The organism is Nostoc sp. NMS9 (genome assembly GCF_017114995.1).
GTDB lineage: Bacteria > Cyanobacteriota > Cyanobacteriia > Cyanobacteriales > Nostocaceae > Nostoc.
Window position 1 is genome coordinate 56,920 of the sequence record NZ_JABXKL010000061.1, and the last position, 21,787, is coordinate 78,706.

Here is a 21,787-nt window from a genome sequence, read left to right on the forward strand (position 1 = left end):
GTCTAAGCTAGTAATGAAAAGTTTGTAGTAAGGACTTTAGTGCTTAGAAAATTAAGGACTAAAGTCCTTACTACGAACTTGCTTACCGATCAATTTAAACTTGACAGACTACTAGGGCGTTGTCTCAGGAGTTGGAATTGGTGTCGCTTCAGGTGTGAAAGTTTCAATAGGCGTGGGAGTTTGCGTGGGCATGGGTGTCGGGGTTAGTGTGGAAGTTGGTGTAGGCGTGGATGTTTCCGTGGGCGTTGGTGTTTGTGATGGGAGAGGGGTGGGATTTTCCGCTGTAATAGTGAGTTGATAATCTACTGGTTTCGTTGCTGTAGAAACTACGACAAACTCATAAAATCCATTTTCTGGTAATTTCGTTGACAAACTACGCTTGGTAGAATCTTCTAAAAATCGAATTTTGCCAGAGGGTGAATAGACTGATAACAAAACTTGGGAATTTGCTTCTAGCTTCAAGTCCAGAGATTGGTCTTTGGCAAGTCCAGCAATGAATACTTTACCACCACCAGGTTGAAGAGTACTGCTGACTGTTTTGCCAGTAGCCCCAGGATCGAAGACAAGTTTCTGGAAAGCTGTACCAGCAAGGATTGCACTGAGTTGATCGCTAACAAATCCGTACCAAACTTGTCCAATCGGCTGACCCTGGAAACTTTTACTCCGTTGCTCAGGAAATACACGGAAAAAAGCCGCATCTCCCAAATCATACAAAGAACGACTACCAACGTTGATTTTGTTAACTTCCACTTTCCAGCGATCGCGTTCGGCAGTTGTGTAAGTTCCCAGCTTTTGGCGTGCATTATTACTCAGTGGTGCAAGCTTTTCCAACAATTCCGAAGCTGTTTTATCCCATTCTGCGCGCAAACTTTCATCTTCAAGGCCATTGCTGAGAGTACGTCCCCGTAAACTGGGATTTCTGTCCCAAAAAACTTGATTCACCAAGTTCACATAGAAGTTAGAGTCAATACCTAACTGTTGACGGCGATCGCTTAATCTTTCTTTGCGTTCTCGTTCTGCTGGCGAATATTGCGCTAAAGGATCGGTTGGCTGTTCGCTAGTTGGAGTAGGGCTGGCTGTAGGGTTAGGTTCGACTTGCCCGACATCGCGCCTGCCATTCAATCCCCACCAAATTAATCCCACACTACCAACTACTAGCGCCGCCACAAGGAAGGTTTTTGTTGGTGTCCACCAGGAGGAAGAGGGGGAAGATGAGGGATATGAGGGATATGGAGGGGTTGGGGAAGGTGGGGGAGGTGGGGAGACGGCGACAGTGGCGGATGTGGGTTGTGGTGGAGTGGGATATTGAGTTGGTGGATAGTTCGCTGGCGGTGAGTTGAGGGCTTGGAGTACTTGACGGGCTGATTGATAGCGATCGCTTGGTCTAGCAGATAGCATTTTATCTAATACCTGTGCCAAATTTTGACTCAGATTAACTTCCCGTCGCCATTGCCAACTGAGAGTATAGGTATCAATTAATTCTTGGGGTTGTTTCCCTGTCAGTAAAACCAACATTGTTGCTGCTAAAGCATACAAGTCGCTGTGGGGAGATACTAACCCAGTTTGCATTTGTTCTGGGGGTGCAAATCCTATTTTACCTAATAACGTTGGTGCTGGCGGAGGTGCAACCATACCAGGTTGGTAATATTCGGAAGCTACAGTTGCTACTACTTGTTTGACACCGCCAAAATCAATTAAAACTGGCAGTTTGTCAACAGTCCGAAGCATTAAATTATCTGGAGAAATATCTCGATGAATTACTCCTAGTGAGTGGATGTATTCCAACACTGGCAAAATTTGCTGGAACAATTGGCGTATTTCCGCCTCTGTAAAGCGCAAACCCTGTTGTATTCGGGCATTTAACAAAGAATTGTAAGTTTCCCCTTCTACATAATCTTGCACCAAAAATAGATATTCTTTGCCCCCTAAATTCAGCCGCAGCAGTTCCCGGAAGCGGGGAATTTGGGGATGTTGCAGTTTATAAAGAACACTCGCTTCTCTCTCAAAGAGTTCTTCAGCTTTTTCGACAACGTAAGCGGTTTGAACTTGGGGGGAAAATTCTTTTAAAACACAAAGTTCGCGGAAACGGTTGACATCTTCAGCTAAATAGGTGCGTCCGAAGCCACCTTGGCCAATTTGACGCACAATCACATAGCGATCGCCTAAAGTCAGTCCCGGTTGGATACTATAACTCATGGGCGTATCCAACAAATTTTCACCACACTGGAGACAAAAGCGACTACCTGGAGAATTTTCATGTCCTTTAGAACAATAGATTGAATTCATTGAAAAGTTAGGAGTTATTAGGAGTTAGAAGTTAAAAGTTAGGAGTTAATAATTAACAGAGAGTAGAGAGTAGCGTTTTTCAATTGATTAAACTACACTACTCCATGTCTTAAACCGTGGTCTATAAAAAATAAAATTGCCGTAATGCATAACTCCTCACTCCTCACTCCTAACTCCTCACTCTATTTTTGTACTTTACTGACTTGATCGGCTGCGATCGCAAACCAAATTTGACCAAAAGTCTGTTGATTCAGTTTCCTACGCTGCTGATCGGGAAACAACCGATCAAATTTTTCATTTGTGTCTTTGGTCAGCTGATCGATTGTATAGTTCCCAAACTGCCCCGATCGCGCTTGTCGTCTCCATGTATCGTAATCTTTTTGACTATAGTTCCCTAATTTCCGACGAGCTGCTGTACTGAGGTTAGCCTGTTCTAGTTTATCCAATAAATCGTCAGCGATACCAGACCATTCATCTCGTAAACCAGCGTCTTCAGGTTTAGATGTCAGGCTACGTCCTTTTAATTCTGGTTTTTTTGTATAAAATAAATCATCTACTGTGCGAATAAAAAATCCTTCAGTAATTTCTAGCTCTTGACGACGACTGATAATTTTCTGGAGGTCGCTATTTTTTCCTTTGTCACTGGCTGGTTTTCCAGTTGGAAAGTGTGGGATTTGCGGTAATGAAGGTAATGAAATTGATGGGATGGTGATTGAAGTTACGGCCCGAATGGCTGCATTTCCCGCCGCTAAAGTTAATCCAACTAAAGCCGTTCCCCCTAAACTCATCACAAAAGGGCGAATCCAAACAGGGAAAGTTCTCGGTTTAGCAATCGCTTGTGTTTGCCTCTGGAATCTACTCATAACAGCACTGGCGCGTTGTCTTCCCGGAGCAACGACCATCGTCTTAATCTTGCTAGTAATATAGTTACCTGGGGATTTAGTCGCAGTTGGTGATGGTAAATCTCTGAGGATTTGCTCGGCTCGTTGATAGCGATCGCTCGGCCTATAAGCCAGCATCTTTTTTAACACTGCTTCCAGTTGGGGACTAACTCGAATTTCCTTTCCCCATCCCCAAATTCCCTGATAGCTGTCGTATAATTTCTGCGGTTCTTGACCTGTGAGTAACACTAATGTTGTCACCGCCAAAGAGTATAAATCACTACTGAAAAATGCTTTGCCCTGCCGTAGTTGTTCCTCTGGAGCGTAGCCCTTTTTACCCAGCAAAGTGTTATTTCCAACCAACTTGGTGCGCCAAAACCCCTGAGAAGCTGGCAATTGCTTGACGCCACCAAAATCAATTAGCACTGGCAAATTATCAGAACGCCGCCAGATTAGATTGTCGGGAGAGATATCACGGTGAATTACATCTTGTGAGTGGATGTAGGATAACACAGGTAAAATCTGTTGCAGGAGGGTGATTACTTCCTCCTCACTAAAGGTTTTTCCTTGACTTTCACGCTGTTCTAATAACTGGTAGTAATTATCACCATCCACATAATCTTGCACTAAAAAGAAAAAATCTTTAGTGCCTATCTTCACTTGTAGCGAGGCGTGAAAACGTGGAATCTGTGGATGCTGGAGTTTTTTCAGGACATTTGCTTCTCTCTCAAATAACTCTTTAGCTTTTTGTAAATCTTGATTTTCTTGTACTTGGGGTGCAAATTCCTTCAGCACACAGGTTTGATGGGATTTATTGATATCTTCCGCCAAATAGGTGCGTCCAAAGCCGCCCTGCCCTAGATGACGGATAATTTGATAGCGATTATCCACAACCTGTCCCACAGCAAGAGGTAATGGCTCACCACAATGGGTGCAAAAGCGGTTACTACCATTATTTGTGTGTTGTTTACTGCAATAGACCTGCATGGTGCTGAAGGATAAATTAAGGTTTTATTGAATTACTACAACGCGCATACCCTCATTTTCGGATATTCTACGAATTACCAATTACCAATTACAAATTATTTTTAACAGTGTTGATTCTACTTCAGGATAAACAACAAGCGTCATGAACGGCAAATCACGACATCAGCAAGTAATTAAAGCATTTGAAGACTTTTTGTCTACTCCCTTAGAAACTGTACTGCAAAGGCATCTCAACACTCAAACTTCGGCAGCTTTGAGTTTATTTCACGATGTGGCGGCGAATGTACCAGCCTACAAGGCGTTTTTAGCAGAAAGGGAAATTAATCCCGCGACTATTCAAACCTTGGAGGAGTTTCAGAAATTACCAGCGATCGCTAAACAAAATTATATCCTGCGTTATCCCTTAGCTGACTTGTGCCGCAACGGACAACTCCAAGAGTGCGACATGATAGCTGCTTCATCAGGTTCTAGTGGTAAACCGACATTTTGGCCTCGTTTTTTCACAGATGAACTCCAAATCGCCACACGCTTTGAACAGATTTTTCACGATAATTTCTATACAGACACCAGACGTACTCTAGCAGTGATTTGTTTCACTTTAGGCACTTGGGTAGGTGGAATGTTTACTACTAATTGCTGTCGTTATCTTGCTAGCAAAGGTTATCTCATCACTGTAATTACTCCTGGTAACAATAAAGAAGAAATATTGCGAGTTGTCCAGGAATTAGGTTCAGGTTTTGAGCAAGTGGTGTTATTGGGATACCCGCCATTTTTGAAAGATGTGATTGATACTGGTATCGCTCGTGGTGTGGAGTGGCAGCAATATCAGATTAAATTAGTGATGGCGGGAGAAGTCTTTAGTGAAGAATGGCGGAGTTTAGTTGGCGAAAGAGTTGGTTCACAAAATCCTTGCTATGATTTTGTATCACTCTATGGCACGGCGGATGCCGGAGTTTTGGGTAATGAAACACCGTTAAGTATATATATTCGCCGTTTTTTGGCAGAAAATCCCGATGCAGCTAGAGCTTTATTTGGGGAATCGCGTTTACCCACACTAGTACAATACGATCCCTTCACTCGCTTTTTTGAAGTTCAAGATGGCGGATTGCTGTTTTCTGGAGATAACGGTATTCCCTTAGTGCGTTATGACATCTTGGATACTGGTGGGATAATTAGTTATGACGACATGCTGCAATTTTTAGCAGAATGGGGATTTAACCCGCTCGAAAATCTCCATTCTGACACTCAAGAATCATCTAGAGGTATTCATCAGCTACCTTTCGTTTACGTCTTCGGTCGTTCTAACTTTACAGTTTCCTACTTTGGCGCAAATATCTATCCAGAAAATGTAACGGTGGGATTAGAACAACCAGTAATTCAAGAATGGGTGACAGGTAAATTCGTGTTGCAGGTAGTAGAAGACGCAGATAAGAATCGATTTTTATCTATAGTTGTGGAATTAGCACTAGGGGTAGAAGGTAATGAAGCTCAAAGACTTGCGATCGCATCTTCGATTCTTTCACAACTGCTGCGTCTAAATAGCGAATTTGCTAATTATGTTCCCGTAGAATATCAAACACCACAGGTTACATTAGCGCCAATGGGTGATTTTGAATATTTCCCTATTGGGGTGAAACATCGTTATACCCGTCAATAGTACAAGACGCGATGAATCGCGTCTCTACAAGGGGGAATGGGGTGGTTGTTCGTGATCGCGTTCCCAATTGATTGGGTTATTGATAATATATTGTCTAATTTTATCGAGGACGAATTCATTACGAATTATATTGTCATGGAACCTGTCTTGCCATCCAAAACCTTCATATATTTGATTAATTTCAAATGTACATCGTCCTTTGTACCACCTAATAATTTTAGAAAGAGAATTTTTAGACAACATCGGATTAAATAACCCAGTAACCCCACCCCGTTGACCATCCCCCCTTGTAGAGACGCGATTCATCGCGTCTTCTTCCTGTATTTGATTCGCGTCTCCATCTTGTACTTGATTAATAATCAAAATCCCATGAATATGATTAGGCATGACGCAAAACGAATCTATCTGGCAATTAGAAAAATTATGAGGAATCTCATACCACAATTTCTGAGCAATTTCTCCAATTGGCGATCGCTGCATTTCACCCTGTATAATCTCACCAAAAAAGCATTTTTTACCCTTGGTGCAAATAGTAACGAAATATCTAGCATTACTGGTATAACTCCATGCTGGCAAACGGGTTGAATCAATTCGATATTTACCTTTGTATTTAGGTTTGTTGTTTTCTGGTTGAGGATCATTATTATTCATGATTACATCTTTGATTGATACAAAAATTTATGCAATTATTGCTTTGCATTGATGTAATTGCCAACCCAAAAAACTCGGAATTATTCCCGCTATGTAAATGATGGGAAGGAAGAAGACGCGATGAATCGCGTCTCTACAAGGGTCGATCGCAAAAACGATCACATTTCTATCTTGTTCACGATATCTGTTTTATTAGGGGCGATCGCATTTCCTGGATTGCGGAAAGATCAGATGCAATAGATTTACGAGACGCTTACGAGATGCGATGAATCGCGTCTTTACAAAGGATTGCTGCTTCTACATTTCGCTTATGTTTTGGCTGGAGGAAGTATTTTTCTTTCCTACTCTCCATCTTTCACTTTATCGCTCTTTAATCACTTTCACCAGAGGAAAAACATATAAACCTTGCTACGCAGGAGTTTCAGGCAAAATCCATGATTTTCTCCATAATGTTAGAAAATAAAGCTCCAAACCCAAGTGCTGTATGAGGTTTAAAAGTTGCCTGAGATTTCTCTTTCACCAGAATGACGGAAGAGCGTTATATTCTTGATGCCAAGCTTGATGAAAGGCGGGGTAGGACATTTTTTGGGCGCATTTCCAGATGAGGGAGTAGCAATTGTATAATTGCTGAAAGTCATTTTCGTAAGTTTCATGTGACAAGTAATTCTTTAGCGCGGTAACAACACTCGCCATCTGTTCCTCTGCCATAATTTCCTCTAAGCTTTTTGCCGCTAACCTTCGGGTAGAATTATCCACCTGTGAATTGCCGATTAACTCCACCAAAGCATCAATCACCTTTTGGTTGCCTGGGTTAATTTCCCCTAAACTTTTTGCCGCTAACCTTCGGGTATCATCATCCACCTGTGAATTGCCGCTTAACTCCACCAAAGCATCAATCGCCTTTTGGTTGCCTGGGTTAATTTCCCCTAAACTTTTTGCCGCTAACCTTCGGGTATCATCATCCACCTGTGAATTGCCGCTTAACTCCACCAAAGCATCAATTGCCTTTTGGTTGCCTGGATCAATTTCCCCTAAGCTTTTTGCCGCTAGCCATCGGGTAGTACCATCCACTTGTGAATTGCGGCTTAACTCCACCAAAACATCAATTGCCTTTTGGTTGCCTGGGTCAATTTTCCCTAAGCTTGATGCCGTTAGCCTTCGGGTAGAATTATCCATCTGTGAATTGCGGCTTAACTCCACCAAAACATCAATTGCCTTTTGGTTGCCTGGGTCAATTTTCCCTAAGCTTGATGCCGCTAACCTTCGGGTATCATCATTCACCTGTGAATTGCCGCTTAACTCCACCAAGACATCAATTGCCTTTTGGTTACCAGAGCCAATTTGCCCTAAGCTTGATGCCGTTAGCCTTCGGGTAAAATTATCCACCTGTGAATTGCCGATTAACTCTACCAAAGCATCAATTACTTTTTGGTTGCCTGGGTCAATTTTTCCTAAGCTTGATGCCACTAGCTTTCGAGTAGAATTATCCACCTGTGAATTGCCGATTAACTCCACCAAAGCATTAATCGCCTTTTGGTTGCCTGGATCAATTTTCCCTAAGCTTTTTGCCGCTAGCCATCGGGTATCATCATCCACCTGTGAATTGCCGCTTAACTCCACCAAAGTATCAATTGCCTTTTGGTTGCCTGGGTCAATTTTTCCTAAGCTTCTTGCCGCTAGCCATCGGGTATCATCATCCACCTGTGAATTGCCGCTTAACTCCACCAAAGCATCAATTGCCTTTTGGTTGTTTGGGTCAATTTGCCCTAAGCTTGATGCCGCTAGCCTTCGAGTAGAATTATCCAGATGTGGGTTGTTGATTAACCTCACCCAAGCATCAATTGCCTTTTGGTTGTTTGGGTCAATTTGCCCTAAGCTTGATGCCGCTAGCCTTTGGGTAGAATTATCCATCTGTGAATTGCCGCTTAACTCCACCAAAGCATCAATCGCTTTTATGCGATTTGTCTGAGGCAGTGCTATCATTGCTCCCTCTTTGATTATTTCGAGAAATTTCACCCACTTGTTTTGTTCAACCTGAAACTCGCCAAAGCCCCATTTAACGATTTCCGCCACAATAGCATCTGCGTTGCAAGAATTTTTCCACTCATCAACCCCCGCAGCAGCGAGAAAATAAGCGCGAAACTCGTAAAATCCCCTTCTGACTCTATCAATAACACTGAATTCTCCGCACCCATCATCAAATTCCAGCAACGCCTGAATAAACTCTTCCTTCTTCTCCCTCTCAACATCCTCACGTCCCAACCACAGCAAAATCACCTCTTTCCACTGCGGGGCAAAAATGCGATAAACGCCTAGCGCGGGGTTGTCGGGAACATGATTTAGAAACTCGTGCCAATCATCAACTGCCAACGCTGCAAAATATTCCTCAAATGTGGGATGGTAGAAAGCGTAAACTTTTTTTTTCGTTGGTGATTCCGCAGCCAGTCCAACTTCATTTAGCCATCCCAACTTTAACGCTAACCAAAATAAAGAATTTTGCTGTTTTGCATCACCTAATTCCTCACGCACAAACCTATGTCGTAGCCGAAACCGTGACGTTTCTTGGTCGATTGCCCGTTTTGCCAAACGTCCCAACGCAGCGTTTAATTCCTCTTGCTGCTGTTCCGTGGTAGGGAAGCGGTTTTCTTTCCACTTGTAAACCTCTTCCACAAACTGCTGATAAAGTCCGGCTTTAGTTTCCGGTAAACCTTTATCGGAACCTTGCCAAGTGCTACACAACAGCGCTAACCGCAAAGGATTTTTAACTAAATCTTGGATGCGCTGACGTTCAGCTTTATCTAATTCCTGCCATAATCTTTCCCCTTTGTCTGCATCCTTATTCTTAAACCAACGCCCAATAAACTCTTGCACTTGTTGCGGATATTCAAAATTGAGTAACCGATACGTCTCAAAATTTTCTAAAGTGTTGGCGCTTGCTTCCCAAACATTCACCCGACAAGTCAGCACAACCCGCGCATGTTTTACCCATCCCGTCAACTGCTGGGAAATCTCAGTTAATGGTTGGAGTGAAGACATTTCATCTGCTGCATCCAACAACAACCATACACGATTATTCTTGAATAAATCTGCAAAAGCGTTTTCCTGTTCTTCTTTTACACGCACCACTTCTAAAGCATTCTTCAGCCAATCTTGCAACAAATAATTTTCTACACTCTTTCCTTGCAAGTCTGCCAAAGAAATCCAAATTGGTAAACCCAGATTGTTGTTTAATATCCAAAAAGCTATAGTTTGCAACTGAGTAGTTTTTCCCGCACCCGGTTCCCCAATTAAAGCGATGCGGTGTCCTTGAGTTTTACCAACACCATCACGGATAATTTTCTCTAAAAAAGCCTCATGTTCAAATAGCTGCTTCTCTTCATAACTCGGTTCGTAAAGTTGCGAACCGTGTTCTGCGGAAATATCCTCGCTGCACTTCTTCGGTTTGTTACGCTCCACCAATGCTAAAGGAACATGAATTTCCTCTAGCTCAAATTTCATCTCATCATCAGCAAACAGCAACTCATTTGTGGTGAGACGCTTGTGCTTTTCCAGCATAGCGCCGCAGATTTCTTGCCAATCGAAGCTATTATCTGTTGTTTCTACCTGAGATGTTTTTTTTAAATTCGTCTTTTGGTATTCCTTCCACCTCTGCTTAACCACCTCCAGATTCTCTTTTATCGTCGCTGTCTGATGTTTTAGCGTCAGGGTAAATTTCCAATAACCTTGACTTTTTGTAGATTTTTGGTCTTCTCGCACTCCCAACTCTTTCAACCAGTCAAGTGCAGTTTGAAGCTCGTCTAATTCTCTTTTGTCCTGAGAAACGTTAGGTTCTGCTTTTTGCGGGGGAAGTTTTAAAGTTTTGCCAGCATCTTTAATCTGGTTGAGTAAATATTCCTTCTTTGTACCAACTTCAGTTGTTTTGCTTCTGTTTCCTCTTGTCTGTTCGCTTTTATATCCAGTAATTCGCAGCTTATCAGCATTCCAGACAACGCAAAGTGGAAGTTTAGATTCACAATCTTGCTCTACCGACAGTTGCAGCAATGCTTCTACCAGACTGAGTATATTCTCTAAAACTGATTCATCTGCACGAATATTTCTTGACATCAGTCAAATAATTTTTAATTACCCAAACAAACAAGCTTCCCCAAGCCGCAAAAGCTGACAATACAAGCATTATAGACGTTGCGTGGGGGATGTGTCTGGGGAAACACCCAAAAAAATAATTGACCTTGTAAACCCAAAAACAAGGTGAATTCTGATGTCAGCTAAAAAACGTGGTAGAAGTGCAAATCAAAGAGCGATGTCTACGACGGGCTACGCCTACGCTTTCTTACTAATTTTAGAAACAATATTAATTGGTGTAAATGCCGAAAACCGCATTCAGCAAGGAAACTCACCAATTGAGGTTTTAATCTGGATGATTAACCAGTGTATTCCAGTCCTGAAACAAGCCAGCAGTTTGCAAGAAAAACAGAAAAAGAGCCTGTTACCCACACATCGCCGTTCTGAGGATCGATAATATCACAAGCCCCTCTTTGCTCGGTCGAATTACCCCCCTTAATCCCCCCGATGTATTGGGGGGAAACAAGAAATCCAGTTCCCTCCCCTTTCCAAGGGGAGGGTTAGGGTGGGGTAAAACCTTGGTTAATCAGCTATTTCAGACTTGGTGTACACCGTAGCCTTATTCTTAGGGTGTGTTTCTTCGGGTTTAATAAGTAATTAAGTGGACAAGTCCATTCGTTCAGAACACAAGTCCATTCGTTCAGAACACAAGTCCATTCGTTCAGAACACAAGTCCGTTCGTTCAGAATACAAGTCCGTTCGTTCAGAACACAAGTCCGTTCGTTCAGAATACAAGTCCATTCATTCAGAACACAAGTCCATTCATTCAGAACACAAGTCCATTCTCAACAATTTATTGTCTGTTGTCGTGTAACTACTTAGCTAGCAATCCAATCTTATTTAAAAAAACACCTTTTTTTGCAAGCTTTACTGAACCACTACATTGTCTCATTGAGACACTCTAGAAAGATAAAGTTTAGTAAAAAGGATGCATTGATGCCACGCAAAAAAAGAAGCTCTACTGTGCTAGAAAAAACCGAACAGAGAGTAATAGGATTTAAATCGATTAATTCCAGCCTCGACTTTGGTGATTCCATCAGCTTAAATCATTTAACCGAGTTAACCGGGCAACTCCGCAACCAGATTGACGAGTATAATATGATGCTAACTGCCATTGACACAGCAAAGGAACAAATAGAAACCCTTGAAAAGACTATTCAGGAAACCTCAGAGCGCTTAGTCAGTGGTGTAGTGTTGAAGTATGGCAAAGACAGCCGGGAATACGAAATGACAGGTGGTGTACGCAAAAGCGATCGCATTCGTAAAGCCACCATTACGCGGTTAAAATCCACCGCAGACTCAAAAGCGGCTTCTACAAAGACGGCGTAATGAGCACCAAATAGGCATCATTCACGGTGAATGATGCCCATATTTAGCGTAGGCGTAGCCCGCCACAGGCATCGCACGATCGCAGTTTTATTCTTCAATCAACTCAAAATTCACCCGTTCATAAATATCACGCAAAGTAATTTGAAAATCGATAGAATCTAAGACTAAAACTGTATCTTCACCTTCATATTCCTTAAAAATCCATTGTCCTTCTGTTTGCTTGACAAATTGTTCCACAGCAAAACTATACTGGTCAATCATAATATATTCTTGAAAACCAGGAATTGAACGATAATATTTAAACTTATCTGTTTTGTCATAATTTTTAGTTGAATTTGATAAGACTTCAACAATTAACAAGGGATTAGTAATAGTTGTTGTACCTGTTCCCTCATAAATAGGCTTACCTTTGATGACTATAATATCAGGATAAGTATAGAGGCGATAACGAGGGATTGATAATTTCACATCCCCTACGTAAATCTCATAATCTTGTCCTTGCACTGTCAGGGGAAACTTGCGACAAAAATTAAGTGCAATTTTGTTGTGGTTAGTTGTTCCCCCTGTCATAGGTATAATTTCTCCGTCTCTGTATTCATTTTTATATTCAGCTTTTTCTTCTAATTCCAAATATTCTTCTGGGGTGTAGTAGCGCTTTTCTGTTTGTAAAACCATATTAATTAACTCATAAAATGAGGGAATGGGGATGTTATCAATAGCGTAACGTACCGGAAAGATAGCGAAAATAAATATTTTTGTTATAAAAATACGGTTGCAGACAATGTAACAATAGCGATCGCAAGCAAATACTTTTAGCCATACCCATCAGTGAACGCCCCTACCAATATCTCTGCACAAACTCAGAATCGCAAAGCCGATCACATTCGCATCTGCTTAGAAGAAGATGTTCAGTCTCATAAAATCACCAATGGACTGGAACGTTATCGTTTCACCCATTGTTGCTTACCCGAACTCAACCACAACGATATTGATATCAGTACAACTTTCCTGGGAAAACACCTTGACGCACCCTTGTTAATTTCTTCCATGACTGGCGGAACAGAACAAGCCGCAATCATTAACCAACGTTTGGCCCAAGTCGCACAACACTACAAAATTGCAATGGGTGTCGGTTCTCAGCGAGTAGCGGTGGAAAAACCGCAGGTGGCTGATACTTTTGCTGTCCGCAAGTATGCCCCTGACGTTCTGCTACTTGCAAACTTGGGGGCTGTGCAACTTAACTATAAGTACGGCTTAGATGAATGTTTGCGGGTAGTTGATATTTTAGAAGCTGATGCCTTGATTTTACACATTAACCCTTTACAAGAGTGCATTCAACCCAAAGGTGATACAAATTTTCGGGGTTTGCTTGACAAGATTTCTATATTATGCTCAAAATTGCCAGTACCAGTGATTGCGAAAGAAGTTGGTAACGGCATTTCAGCAGCGATCGCCGAGAAACTGATCGCCGCTGGGGTAGCAGCAATTGATGTCGCGGGTGCGGGAGGTACTTCTTGGGCAAAAGTAGAAAGTGAACGGGCAGAAAATCCTTTACAACGTCGCTTAGGGAGGACGTTTGCCGATTGGGGTTTACCGACAGCAGAGTGCATTACAACTATTAGAGCGATTGCCAAAGATGTACCTTTAATTGCTTCAGGAGGTTTGCGTCATGGATTGGATGTTGCAGCTGCGATCGCCTTGGGAGCAGATATAGCTGGTTTAGCAATGCCTTTCTTGCAAGCAGCAGCAACATCAGAGACAGCAGTTGCGGAACTGGCTGAAGTATTAATCGCCGAAATCACCACAGTCTTATTTTGTACTGGCAACACCACCTTGTATCAGTTAAAGCACTCTGGTAGTTTACAGCGCATAGAATAGGTAAACAGGTCATTGGTCATTAGTTATTAATCCTTTGGTTATAATCAATGCCCAATGCCCCATGCCCCATGCCCAATAACTAATAACTAATACTAAATAACTAATGCGTAATTTTATCAAACAAACTTTTGCTAGTTTAGTTGGCACCTTACTAGGACTAATTATTTTCGGTGGTCTGGGAACCACTGGACTGTTTTTGCTGATATTGGCTGCTAGCTCCTCTAAAGATAGTGGGCCAAATGTGAAAGATAAGTCAGTGTTGGTTTTTGACTTGTCAATGAAAATTACTGATGGCGAACCTAGTTCAGGCGAACTGTTTCAAAACACAATATCAGGTGTGGATGAAGATAGGATGGCACTCCGCAAAGTTGTGGAAACTTTGGAAAAGGCACGGCGCGATCCGCGCATTGTTGGGATCTATGTGGATGCAACGAACACAAGCCAAACTGGTAGCGTCGGCTATGCCTCTCTTAAAGAAATTCGGAAAGCACTGGAGGAGTTTCGCGCTGCGGGGAAAAAGATTGTTGCATACGGCAGTGATTGGAGTGAAAAGGAATATTACGTTAGTTCAGTAGCAGATTCCATTGTCCTTAATCCTCTGGGAATGATGGAAGTCAACGGTTTGAGTTCACAACCAATGTTCTTAGCAGGAGCATTGCAGAAATATGGTATTGGCGTTCAAGTCGTGCGAGTAGGGAAATTTAAGGGAGCCGTTGAACCGTTTATTCTCACCAAGTTGAGTCCAGAAAACCGCGAACAAACTCAGAAATTGTTGGATGATGTTTGGGGAGAGTGGCGCACTGCTGTCGGCGCAAGTCGGAAAATTGAACCTAATAAATTGCAGGCGATCGCAGATAATCAGTCCCTACTGGAAGCCACACAAGCCAAAACTAGCGGTTTAGTCGATCGAGTACAATACCCCGATGAAGTTGTCGCTGACCTGAAAAAGTTGACAAATAGCGATAAAGAAGACAAAACATTCCGACAAATTAGCCTGAATAGCTACGCACAAGTTTCTGGTAAATCTTTGGGTGTAGAACGTAACTCCAAAAATCAAATTGCCGTTGTTTATGCTGAGGGCGAGATTGTCGATGGGAAAGGAGAAGATGGGCAAGTAGGAGGCGATCGCTTTGCCAAAATCTTCAACAAACTACGACAAGATAAGGATGTGAAAGCTGTTGTATTACGAATTAATAGTCCTGGTGGTAGTGCTACCGCAGCCGAAGTCATGCAGCGAGAAGTGAAATTAACTCGTGAGGTAAAACCAGTTGTGGTATCAATGGGTGACGTCGCCGCCTCTGGTGGTTATTGGATTGCTAGCGACTCTAATCGCATTTTTGCAGAACCAAATACCATTACAGGTTCTATAGGGGTGTTTGGGATCTTATTCAATGGGGAAAAGCTGGCTAATGATAATGGTATTACTTGGGATTCGGTGAAAACTGGACGCTACGCTGATAGTCAAACAGTTTCGCGTCCGAAATCGCCTCAAGAGTTAGAAATTTATCAGCGCAGTGTTAACCGTATTTATAATATGTTTCTGAATAAAGTTTCTCAAGGTCGGAAACTCCCAGAACAAAAAGTAGCAGAAATTGCCCAAGGAAGGGTTTGGTCGGGTGAGGCGGCCAAAGAAATTGGTTTGGTGGATGAAATTGGTGGTTTAAATACTGCGATCGCATACACTGCCAAACAGGCGAAACTAGGAGATGACTGGGAAGTGCAAGAATATCCTCGCACTAGCAGTTTCGGAGAACGCTTTTTTGGGCGTGCAACAGAAGAGGCGCGGACTGCTTTCGGGATTGAGTCAACGCAACTCAAATCAGCCAATCCCCTCACTGCTGAATTCCAAAAATTGCAACAGGAAGTAGAGATTTTACAAAAGATGAACGATCCACAGGGGGTTTATGCCCGCTTGCCTTTCAACTTGAAGATTGAGTAGATACTTTTTTGAGCATCAGTGGGCAAAAAGTTACCGAATCTACAATGTCTAAGCTAGTCATGAAAAGTTTGTAGTAAGGACTAAAGTCCTTACTACAAAATTGTTTACCCATCACTTTAAATTTGACAGACCAGTACGGCGAGGCGCATGAGTTTGCCTCGCCAGCCATAAACTAGCTGACATTTGCTGCCTGAATGTGTAAAGTAGTTAAAAGTCAACTACAATTTCCAACCTTTGACAGAATTTTAGATTTGGAATTTTGCTAAAGCAGCCCGCTTAAACAGTGGCTCAAGTATGGAAAAATCTAAAATTTTTTATCTAGACTAAGTGTATTCACATACTGATCCAATTTAAAGTCTAAAATACAAAATTGAGTAAAACATCCATCTATGGCTAGAAAAACACAACGCCTTTTGCTGCTAATTGTTTCTTGTAGTATCACTGGTGTAATTTTAGGAGGTACTGCTGGTTGGGCAGAAAGTAGTCTCTGCTTGGAAGACAGTAAGGTTACAAGTGAGTGCCTAACTCAAGATCCATTCCAAAAAACTATCCAAGGAATGAGTACTGGATTGTTAGCTGGGGCTGGGGCAGCTTTCGGTGCAGTATGGCAGTTACGGAATGAAGATTGAGCATGAACTACCACTAACCCGAAACTTCGGGTTAGATTAGGTTTCTTGACAAGACTCTGCGCAGCGACGGCAAGATGCAGCACAGCCTTTACAGTGGTCGGTAAACAAGCTGCTCATCGTAAATCTCTGCACAGAAAATTAGCAAATCAAACATTAAAGCTGGGCAAGAATATTAAAACCGAAAAAGTATCGGTTAAAGCTTGGCAAAAAAATTGGGGTAAATCTATTGGGTTTAAGTCACCATCAAGCTTTCAATCTGAACTGAAGCGCAAAGCTGAAAATACTGGTGGTACAGTTCTAATGTTTTCGACAAGGTTTACCGCACTTTCTCAAACTTGTTTGTCTGGCAACAAGCAGAAAAAATCATTGTCTCAACGTGTTCACCATTGCTCAGTCTGTGGGCTAAAAATGCAACGTGATATTTTGTCTGCTTACCTGAGTCGATACGTCGATCCAAAAACAGAAACTTTGTCAATCGAGTTAGCTAGAAATGGCTGGCTGGGGATGGAACAATCCTTGCTGGACGGTTGGCAAGTAGGATCAAATCAATCTGCGAGAATTGCGACTAGTTCAAAGTCTCCTATTGTCGGTGGGATAGAGCGGATGTCCAGTGCTTCAATAGTTTGTGAGGAGTCGGAACCTGCAAGGGTAAACGAAACTTACGCAGTAAGTTGGAACCCCACGGATAAATCCGGGGGGTAGTTCAGCCAAAACTCTGCCAACTGCCATTATGATTTTCTCTTGTTCAAGCAGAACATGAATTTCACCCGTTGGTTCTGCTAATTTCTGAGCAATCGTAACCCACTCAAAATTACCAGTACTGTTGATCCTTCATGCCCAATAACACCAAGGGGTAGAGTGATATTGCCTGCAAAATTGACCGCAATTAGCAGCACAATAAAGCCGAGCGCAAACACGATATTTTGTTTGACAACTCGGTGCGATCGCCGTCCCAATTTGACGGCTACTGCAATTTTCTCTAATCGATCTGCCACCAACACGATGTCAGCGGTTTCTAGAGCCACATCGCTGCCGGCAACGCCCATCGCAATGCCAACCGAGGCTTGCGCGAGCGCAGGCGCATCATTAATGCCATCCCCAACCATTGCCACGGTCTTGTATTGGGTTTGCAGTTGACGAATGATGTGCAACTTATCTTCTGGCAACAGTTCGGCATAAACCTGATCAACTCCGATCGCTTGAGCAATGCTGTGAGCCGTGCGTTGGTTGTCGCCAGTCAGCATGATGATTTGCTCGATACCCAGCTTTTTAAGTTGAGCGATCGCTCGTGCTGCTTCGGGTCGTACTTGATCAGCGATCGCAATTATACCCATCACCTGTTGAGCTTGAGCCACCCAAACAACCGTTTTTCTATCTTGCTCTAGCGAATCCGCAAACTGCACCAGTTCAACGGGTAAATCAGCGATGGACTGATTCACTTTAGCAGCAGTGCCAACAAACACCGATTGCTTGCGCCAACTGCCTGCAATGCCTTGACCAGGGTATGCCTGCACATCGGTCGCCCGTGACCAATCTAACGCTTGTGCGGCTTGAACAATTGCTGCTCCAATTGGATGCTCTGAGCCGGATTCCAGGGCAGCAGCAACTTGCAAGACTTCTGAAGAGGAAACTCCCACTGCCGGAATCACCTGGCAAACTTGTAGCTGTCCGGTGGTGAGCGTACCCGTTTTATCAAAAGCGATCGCCCGCACTTTGCCAATTCTCTCTAACTGGGCACCGTTCTTGAACAAAATTCCCTGCCTCGCTCCATTGGCGATACCAGATAGCAACGTTGGCATAATTGCTGCCATTAATGCACAAGGCGACGCGACGACTAGAAAAATCAATGCCCGATAAATCGTCGTTTCCCAACTCCAGTGCAGCAGGAATGGCGGCAGCACTGCCAGTAATATTCCAACCACCACGATGACGCGAGCATACCCATGTTCAAATCGTTCAATGAATTGCTGGGAAGGTGGTGTCTTTGTTTGTGCCTGCTCCACCAATCGAATCACGCGCCGTAGCAGGCTACTCTCTGGCGGTTGATGAACTTTGAGTTTTAAGGCTCCATTGCCATTGAGCGTTCCGGCGAATACTTCATCCCCAATCGTCTTTTCAACCGGAATCGATTCTCCTGTAATCGCTGCTTGATTCAACGTACTAAATCCCTCCAGAATTAGTCCGTCTGTTGGAATGAGTTCTCCTGGCTTGACCACAATTTGATCACCTAATTCTAATTGGTCAATCGGAACTGACGCTTCTGTGCCCGATCGCAACACTTGTGCCGTATCAGAAGTCAGGCTCATCAAGCTCCGAATGCTGCGATCGGTGCGTTGCATCGCGTAATCTTCCAATGCGCCACTGAGCGCAAAGATCAAAATCAACGCTGCCCCATCAACAATCAGGTAGTACTCCTGTCGCCACAAACCCAGTCCTGCGGCTCCCAGGGCTGCCACAATCATCAGCAGATCTACATCAAGTTCTTTTTCTTTGACGAGCGTGGTTAGCCCTTCACGGGCACTCTCATACCCTCCAGTGACGTAAGCAGCAGGCAGAATCAGCAACGCCAGTCCAGTCCATCCAAACTGTAGTGCTATCCATCCGAATAGGAGCAAGCAGCCACAGAGGAGAGCCACAAAAGCTTTTGAGTGTGTTTTTGCCAGTTGGAACAGCCGCAATGGGTAAAGCATGAACTGTGAGTGAGGGAACTCTCCCATGCTAAACTTTGACATTAGTGTTAATGTCAAGGTGTTGGCTTCTGACTTGTAGGATGATTGAAGGTTTCACCATCAAAGAACTGACCGATTCAGTTGGCAGTGATATTACCCCCCGCATGGTACGGCACTATCATCAGTTGGGATTAATGCCTCAGCCTGTGCGATCGCGCGGAAACTATCGCCTCTATACTGATCAGGATGTGCAACGGCTGCAACGCATTGTGGCACTGAAACAGCAAGGCTTTCAGCTTTCCCATATTCACAAACTGTTGGAAGCAGAACCGGAAGCGGAACAAGCAACGTTGATGGCGCAACTTCAGCAGCAGTACAGAACCATCATTCAACAAATTAGTCAATTGCGGCAGACGGCAGCGGCACTAGAAGGACTATTGGGGCGCGATCGCCACTGCCAAACGACCCAAGCCGAAGTCCTTGCCCAACTCAAGCTGCTGGACGTTGAAACGCAGACAGGATTGGGCGGCTTGGAAAAACTTTGGTGTGGGTTGGATGCTCAAGTTCATGCCCATCCGGAAGCCTTTCAGGAATCGCTTCAGCGGTTGCTGCCTGACCTGTCAGACAGATCGGAAATTGAGGTAGATTTGCTCTCCAAGCTGGTGCTGGCGAGTGGCGATGTCAGTTTAGTTCCATTTGTGCGATTGGGAAACCAAGCCCTCGCTGCTAGCCGCACTGCTTTCAAATCGGGGTGCCAGGTGGTGGTGGATGTGCCCACGGTGAGTGCGGCGATCGACCAAACCCGACTGGCTCACCTGGGTTGTCAGGTGCAAACTTTGATTGACAATCCTCATATCACCAGTGCTGCCGAAGCAGAACTTGCATTCTGGCAGAGTCCTGACTGGAAAGATCACTTGCAGCAACTTCCAACCGGATGTGTGATCGCGATCGGCTATGCCCCGTCAGTGCTACTGGGAGTCTGTGAGGCAATTCACCAGGGTCTCGTTCAGCCTGCGCTAGTGATTGGAATGCCGATCGGCTTCAGTCACGCCCCGGCTGCGAAGCGTAAACTGATGCAGTCTGGCATTCCTTTTATCACTGTTGAAGGAACCTTAGGGGGTGGGTTGCTCGCCGCTACCGCTCTGAATGCACTGGTGGAATCGTTAATTGAGAAGCCGGATTGCCACTGTTACCTGGGCAAGTGAACTACTTCGGCTGAAAGGCGGCGTATTGACCGCCTAACCATTCAACGATGTAGGTTCACAGTAGCTGAACATTATAATGGTGATTTTTAGCTTTTCGCCTAGACTCAGATAGTGCCAATGCCTATTTTGAGGTAAATTATGAATAAAATTGCACTGACTTTACTTTGCTGCTCTAGCTTTTTCGCCTTGACAGTATTAAATGTCAACCCAGCTTTTGCAAAGAAACTTTCCCCCCAGGAGTTAGCCAATCCTACTTTGAGAGCAGCTGATACCCAAACAGTTAATATACCCGTTTCCCAAGAATATCCCCAATCCCCATCAATGCGCTCTCTGCAAACAGAGAGAATAAAACAGCTTGCCATCCAAAAGTTTGGCTGCGATTGCTCTAGCTGTCAAGCCCTTGCCAGTCAGATGCTACTACAAGGTCAACTGCCCACACCACAGTAATTGAGATTAGATTAGTTAGTTTAAATCATTTCGGATTTTGAGATTTGAACTGGCTAAATAGTCTAGCTGAACGATGAGCCATTTCTGGTCTGGTCAAAATTCTAGGACTTACGCACTGTACAAATTTATAATCTTGTGCATCAACGAAAATACGTCGTTTCAGGCTGTTATCAATTATCCTTTGATAAACAGCGATCGCCTAAATAGTGTCGAAAAATCAAGGTTTAATGCCTGAAATCAATACTACATATTTGGGTTTTCATGTCAATGCGTAAGTCCTAAATTCCTTGGGTAGGACTAAAAAATAATGCTAATTGCTGTAGCAAGTGCCCCACGCATAAACTCAAAACTTAGGGGTTCAATTAGCCAATTGAACATTAAACTACTTCCCTGTTAAATATAAATACACTGTCTCCATAGGCACGTTGAATATTATCTGCTGTCATCACTTCTTTCATTGAACCATTAGCAATCATCTGTTTATTCAACAATAGTAGCTGGTCACATTTTGTCAAAGCTGTTCTTAAATCATGAGTGACTACCAGCAAAATCTTGCCTTGAGATTTTAGTTCTTCAAATACCTCAAACATGATGGCTTCTGTCTTTTTATCAACCCCGACAAATGGCTCATCGAAAAATAATAATTCGGCTTGTTGTGCTAAAGCTCTTGCTAAAAATACTCGCTGCTGTTGTCCCCCTGATAACTCTCCAATTTGACGCGATCGCAACTCTAAAATTCTCACCCTCGCTAGAGCATCTTTAACTATTTCTTGAGATGGGTGTGATGGTGTGCGAAACCAGCCTGTATGCACAGTCCGCGCCATCAGCACTACATTCCAGACTGTTATCGGGTAATCCCAGTCAATTTGCGATCGCTGTAGTACATATGCAACAGAACTTAATTGTTGTTTCAAAGCGCGAGATCGAAACTTCACAACTCCACTCGTGGTTGGTACTAAGCCCAAAATCGCCTTCACCATCGTGCTTTTACCAGCACCATTGGGGCCAATCACACCCACAATTTGTCCCGGTGCTCTGTTTATCGGAATTTAGGGCTTTTAAGCCAAGATAGCAGGTAAAAAGTAACCACCCGCAAAAATAATTTGC

Annotated in this window: 18 protein-coding genes; 10 read left to right on the forward strand and 8 right to left on the reverse strand. The window is 43.4% G+C overall.

What is annotated here, in order from left to right:
- Positions 1–111 precede the first annotated feature (111 nt).
- Positions 112–2,286 carry a serine/threonine-protein kinase gene (locus tag HWQ40_RS18720; RefSeq protein WP_292780254.1) on the reverse strand — a complete coding sequence of 725 codons (2,175 nt, stop codon included), beginning with the start codon at positions 2,284–2,286 and terminating at the stop codon, positions 112–114.
- A 182-nt stretch (positions 2,287–2,468) separates the two neighbouring features.
- The gene (locus HWQ40_RS18725) at positions 2,469–4,154 is read right to left on the reverse strand and encodes a serine/threonine-protein kinase (protein ID WP_292780257.1); all 1,686 of its coding nucleotides are present in this window, start codon (positions 4,152–4,154) and stop codon (positions 2,469–2,471) included.
- 142 nt (positions 4,155–4,296) lie between these two features.
- Between HWQ40_RS18725 and HWQ40_RS18730 the strand changes: the two genes are divergently transcribed.
- Entirely contained in the window at positions 4,297–5,811 is a 1,515-nt protein-coding gene (locus HWQ40_RS18730; protein ID WP_292780259.1) for a phenylacetate--CoA ligase family protein, read from the forward strand.
- A 24-nt stretch (positions 5,812–5,835) separates the two neighbouring features.
- Here the strand turns inward: HWQ40_RS18730 and HWQ40_RS18735 are convergent, their stop codons facing one another.
- Positions 5,836–6,462 carry a transposase gene (locus HWQ40_RS18735; protein ID WP_292780260.1) on the reverse strand — a complete coding sequence of 209 codons (627 nt, stop codon included), beginning with the start codon at positions 6,460–6,462 and terminating at the stop codon, positions 5,836–5,838.
- A gap of 57 nt (positions 6,463–6,519) precedes the next feature.
- On the opposite strand from HWQ40_RS18735, the gene HWQ40_RS18740 reads away from it, so the two are divergent.
- Positions 6,520–6,702: a hypothetical protein gene (locus HWQ40_RS18740; RefSeq protein ID WP_292780262.1), complete on the forward strand. Its 183-nt coding sequence runs from the start codon at positions 6,520–6,522 to the stop codon at positions 6,700–6,702.
- 276 nt (positions 6,703–6,978) lie between these two features.
- Here HWQ40_RS18740 and HWQ40_RS18745 read toward each other — a convergent pair whose 3' ends face one another.
- Positions 6,979–10,566 carry a HEAT repeat domain-containing protein gene (locus HWQ40_RS18745; protein WP_292780264.1) on the reverse strand — a complete coding sequence of 1,196 codons (3,588 nt, stop codon included), beginning with the start codon at positions 10,564–10,566 and terminating at the stop codon, positions 6,979–6,981.
- A gap of 154 nt (positions 10,567–10,720) precedes the next feature.
- Between HWQ40_RS18745 and HWQ40_RS18750 the strand changes: the two genes are divergently transcribed.
- A complete protein-coding gene (locus tag HWQ40_RS18750) occupies positions 10,721–10,981 on the forward strand; it encodes a hypothetical protein (protein ID WP_292780266.1) in 261 nt (86 codons plus the stop codon).
- A 539-nt stretch (positions 10,982–11,520) separates the two neighbouring features.
- Positions 11,521–11,913, forward strand: a complete 393-nt coding sequence (locus HWQ40_RS18755; protein WP_292780268.1) for a hypothetical protein — start codon at positions 11,521–11,523, stop codon at positions 11,911–11,913.
- Between the two features lie 87 nt (positions 11,914–12,000).
- Here the strand turns inward: HWQ40_RS18755 and HWQ40_RS18760 are convergent, their stop codons facing one another.
- Positions 12,001–12,588, reverse strand: coding sequence for a Uma2 family endonuclease (locus tag HWQ40_RS18760; RefSeq protein ID WP_292780270.1), 588 nt, complete (start codon positions 12,586–12,588; stop codon positions 12,001–12,003).
- A 153-nt stretch (positions 12,589–12,741) separates the two neighbouring features.
- Between HWQ40_RS18760 and fni the strand changes: the two genes are divergently transcribed.
- The 3 genes from fni (at position 12,742) to HWQ40_RS18775 (ending at position 16,359) form a co-directional block, all read left to right on the forward strand.
- On the forward strand, positions 12,742–13,791 hold the full coding sequence (gene fni / locus HWQ40_RS18765) for a type 2 isopentenyl-diphosphate Delta-isomerase (RefSeq protein WP_292780273.1): 1,050 nt from the start codon (positions 12,742–12,744) through the stop codon (positions 13,789–13,791).
- Positions 13,792–13,894: 103 nt separating this feature from the next.
- Positions 13,895–15,730: a signal peptide peptidase SppA gene (gene sppA, locus HWQ40_RS18770; RefSeq protein ID WP_292780276.1), complete on the forward strand. Its 1,836-nt coding sequence runs from the start codon at positions 13,895–13,897 to the stop codon at positions 15,728–15,730.
- 389 nt (positions 15,731–16,119) lie between these two features.
- A complete protein-coding gene (locus HWQ40_RS18775) occupies positions 16,120–16,359 on the forward strand; it encodes a hypothetical protein (RefSeq protein WP_104909601.1) in 240 nt (79 codons plus the stop codon).
- A 36-nt stretch (positions 16,360–16,395) separates the two neighbouring features.
- Here HWQ40_RS18775 and HWQ40_RS35675 read toward each other — a convergent pair whose 3' ends face one another.
- Complete coding sequence (locus tag HWQ40_RS35675; protein ID WP_366934011.1) at positions 16,396–16,476, reverse strand: four-helix bundle copper-binding protein; 81 nt, start codon at positions 16,474–16,476, stop codon at positions 16,396–16,398.
- Here HWQ40_RS35675 and HWQ40_RS18780 point away from each other — a divergent pair.
- Positions 16,453–17,061 (forward strand): zinc ribbon domain-containing protein, encoded by a 609-nt coding sequence (locus tag HWQ40_RS18780; RefSeq protein ID WP_366934007.1) that lies wholly within the window; start codon positions 16,453–16,455, stop codon positions 17,059–17,061. The genes HWQ40_RS35675 and HWQ40_RS18780 overlap by 24 nt on opposite strands.
- Positions 17,062–17,138: 77 nt before the next feature.
- Here HWQ40_RS18780 and HWQ40_RS18785 read toward each other — a convergent pair whose 3' ends face one another.
- Positions 17,139–19,049 carry a heavy metal translocating P-type ATPase gene (locus tag HWQ40_RS18785; RefSeq protein WP_292780307.1) on the reverse strand — a complete coding sequence of 637 codons (1,911 nt, stop codon included), beginning with the start codon at positions 19,047–19,049 and terminating at the stop codon, positions 17,139–17,141.
- A gap of 80 nt (positions 19,050–19,129) precedes the next feature.
- On the opposite strand from HWQ40_RS18785, the gene HWQ40_RS18790 reads away from it, so the two are divergent.
- The gene (locus HWQ40_RS18790) at positions 19,130–20,233 is read left to right on the forward strand and encodes a precorrin-8X methylmutase (RefSeq protein ID WP_292780282.1); all 1,104 of its coding nucleotides are present in this window, start codon (positions 19,130–19,132) and stop codon (positions 20,231–20,233) included.
- 138 nt (positions 20,234–20,371) lie between these two features.
- Positions 20,372–20,680 carry a hypothetical protein gene (locus tag HWQ40_RS18795; protein WP_292780285.1) on the forward strand — a complete coding sequence of 103 codons (309 nt, stop codon included), beginning with the start codon at positions 20,372–20,374 and terminating at the stop codon, positions 20,678–20,680.
- Between the two features lie 377 nt (positions 20,681–21,057).
- Here HWQ40_RS18795 and HWQ40_RS18800 read toward each other — a convergent pair whose 3' ends face one another.
- On the reverse strand, positions 21,058–21,729 hold the full coding sequence (locus HWQ40_RS18800) for a metal ABC transporter ATP-binding protein (RefSeq protein WP_366934012.1): 672 nt from the start codon (positions 21,727–21,729) through the stop codon (positions 21,058–21,060).
- Positions 21,730–21,787: the final 58 nt, after the last annotated feature.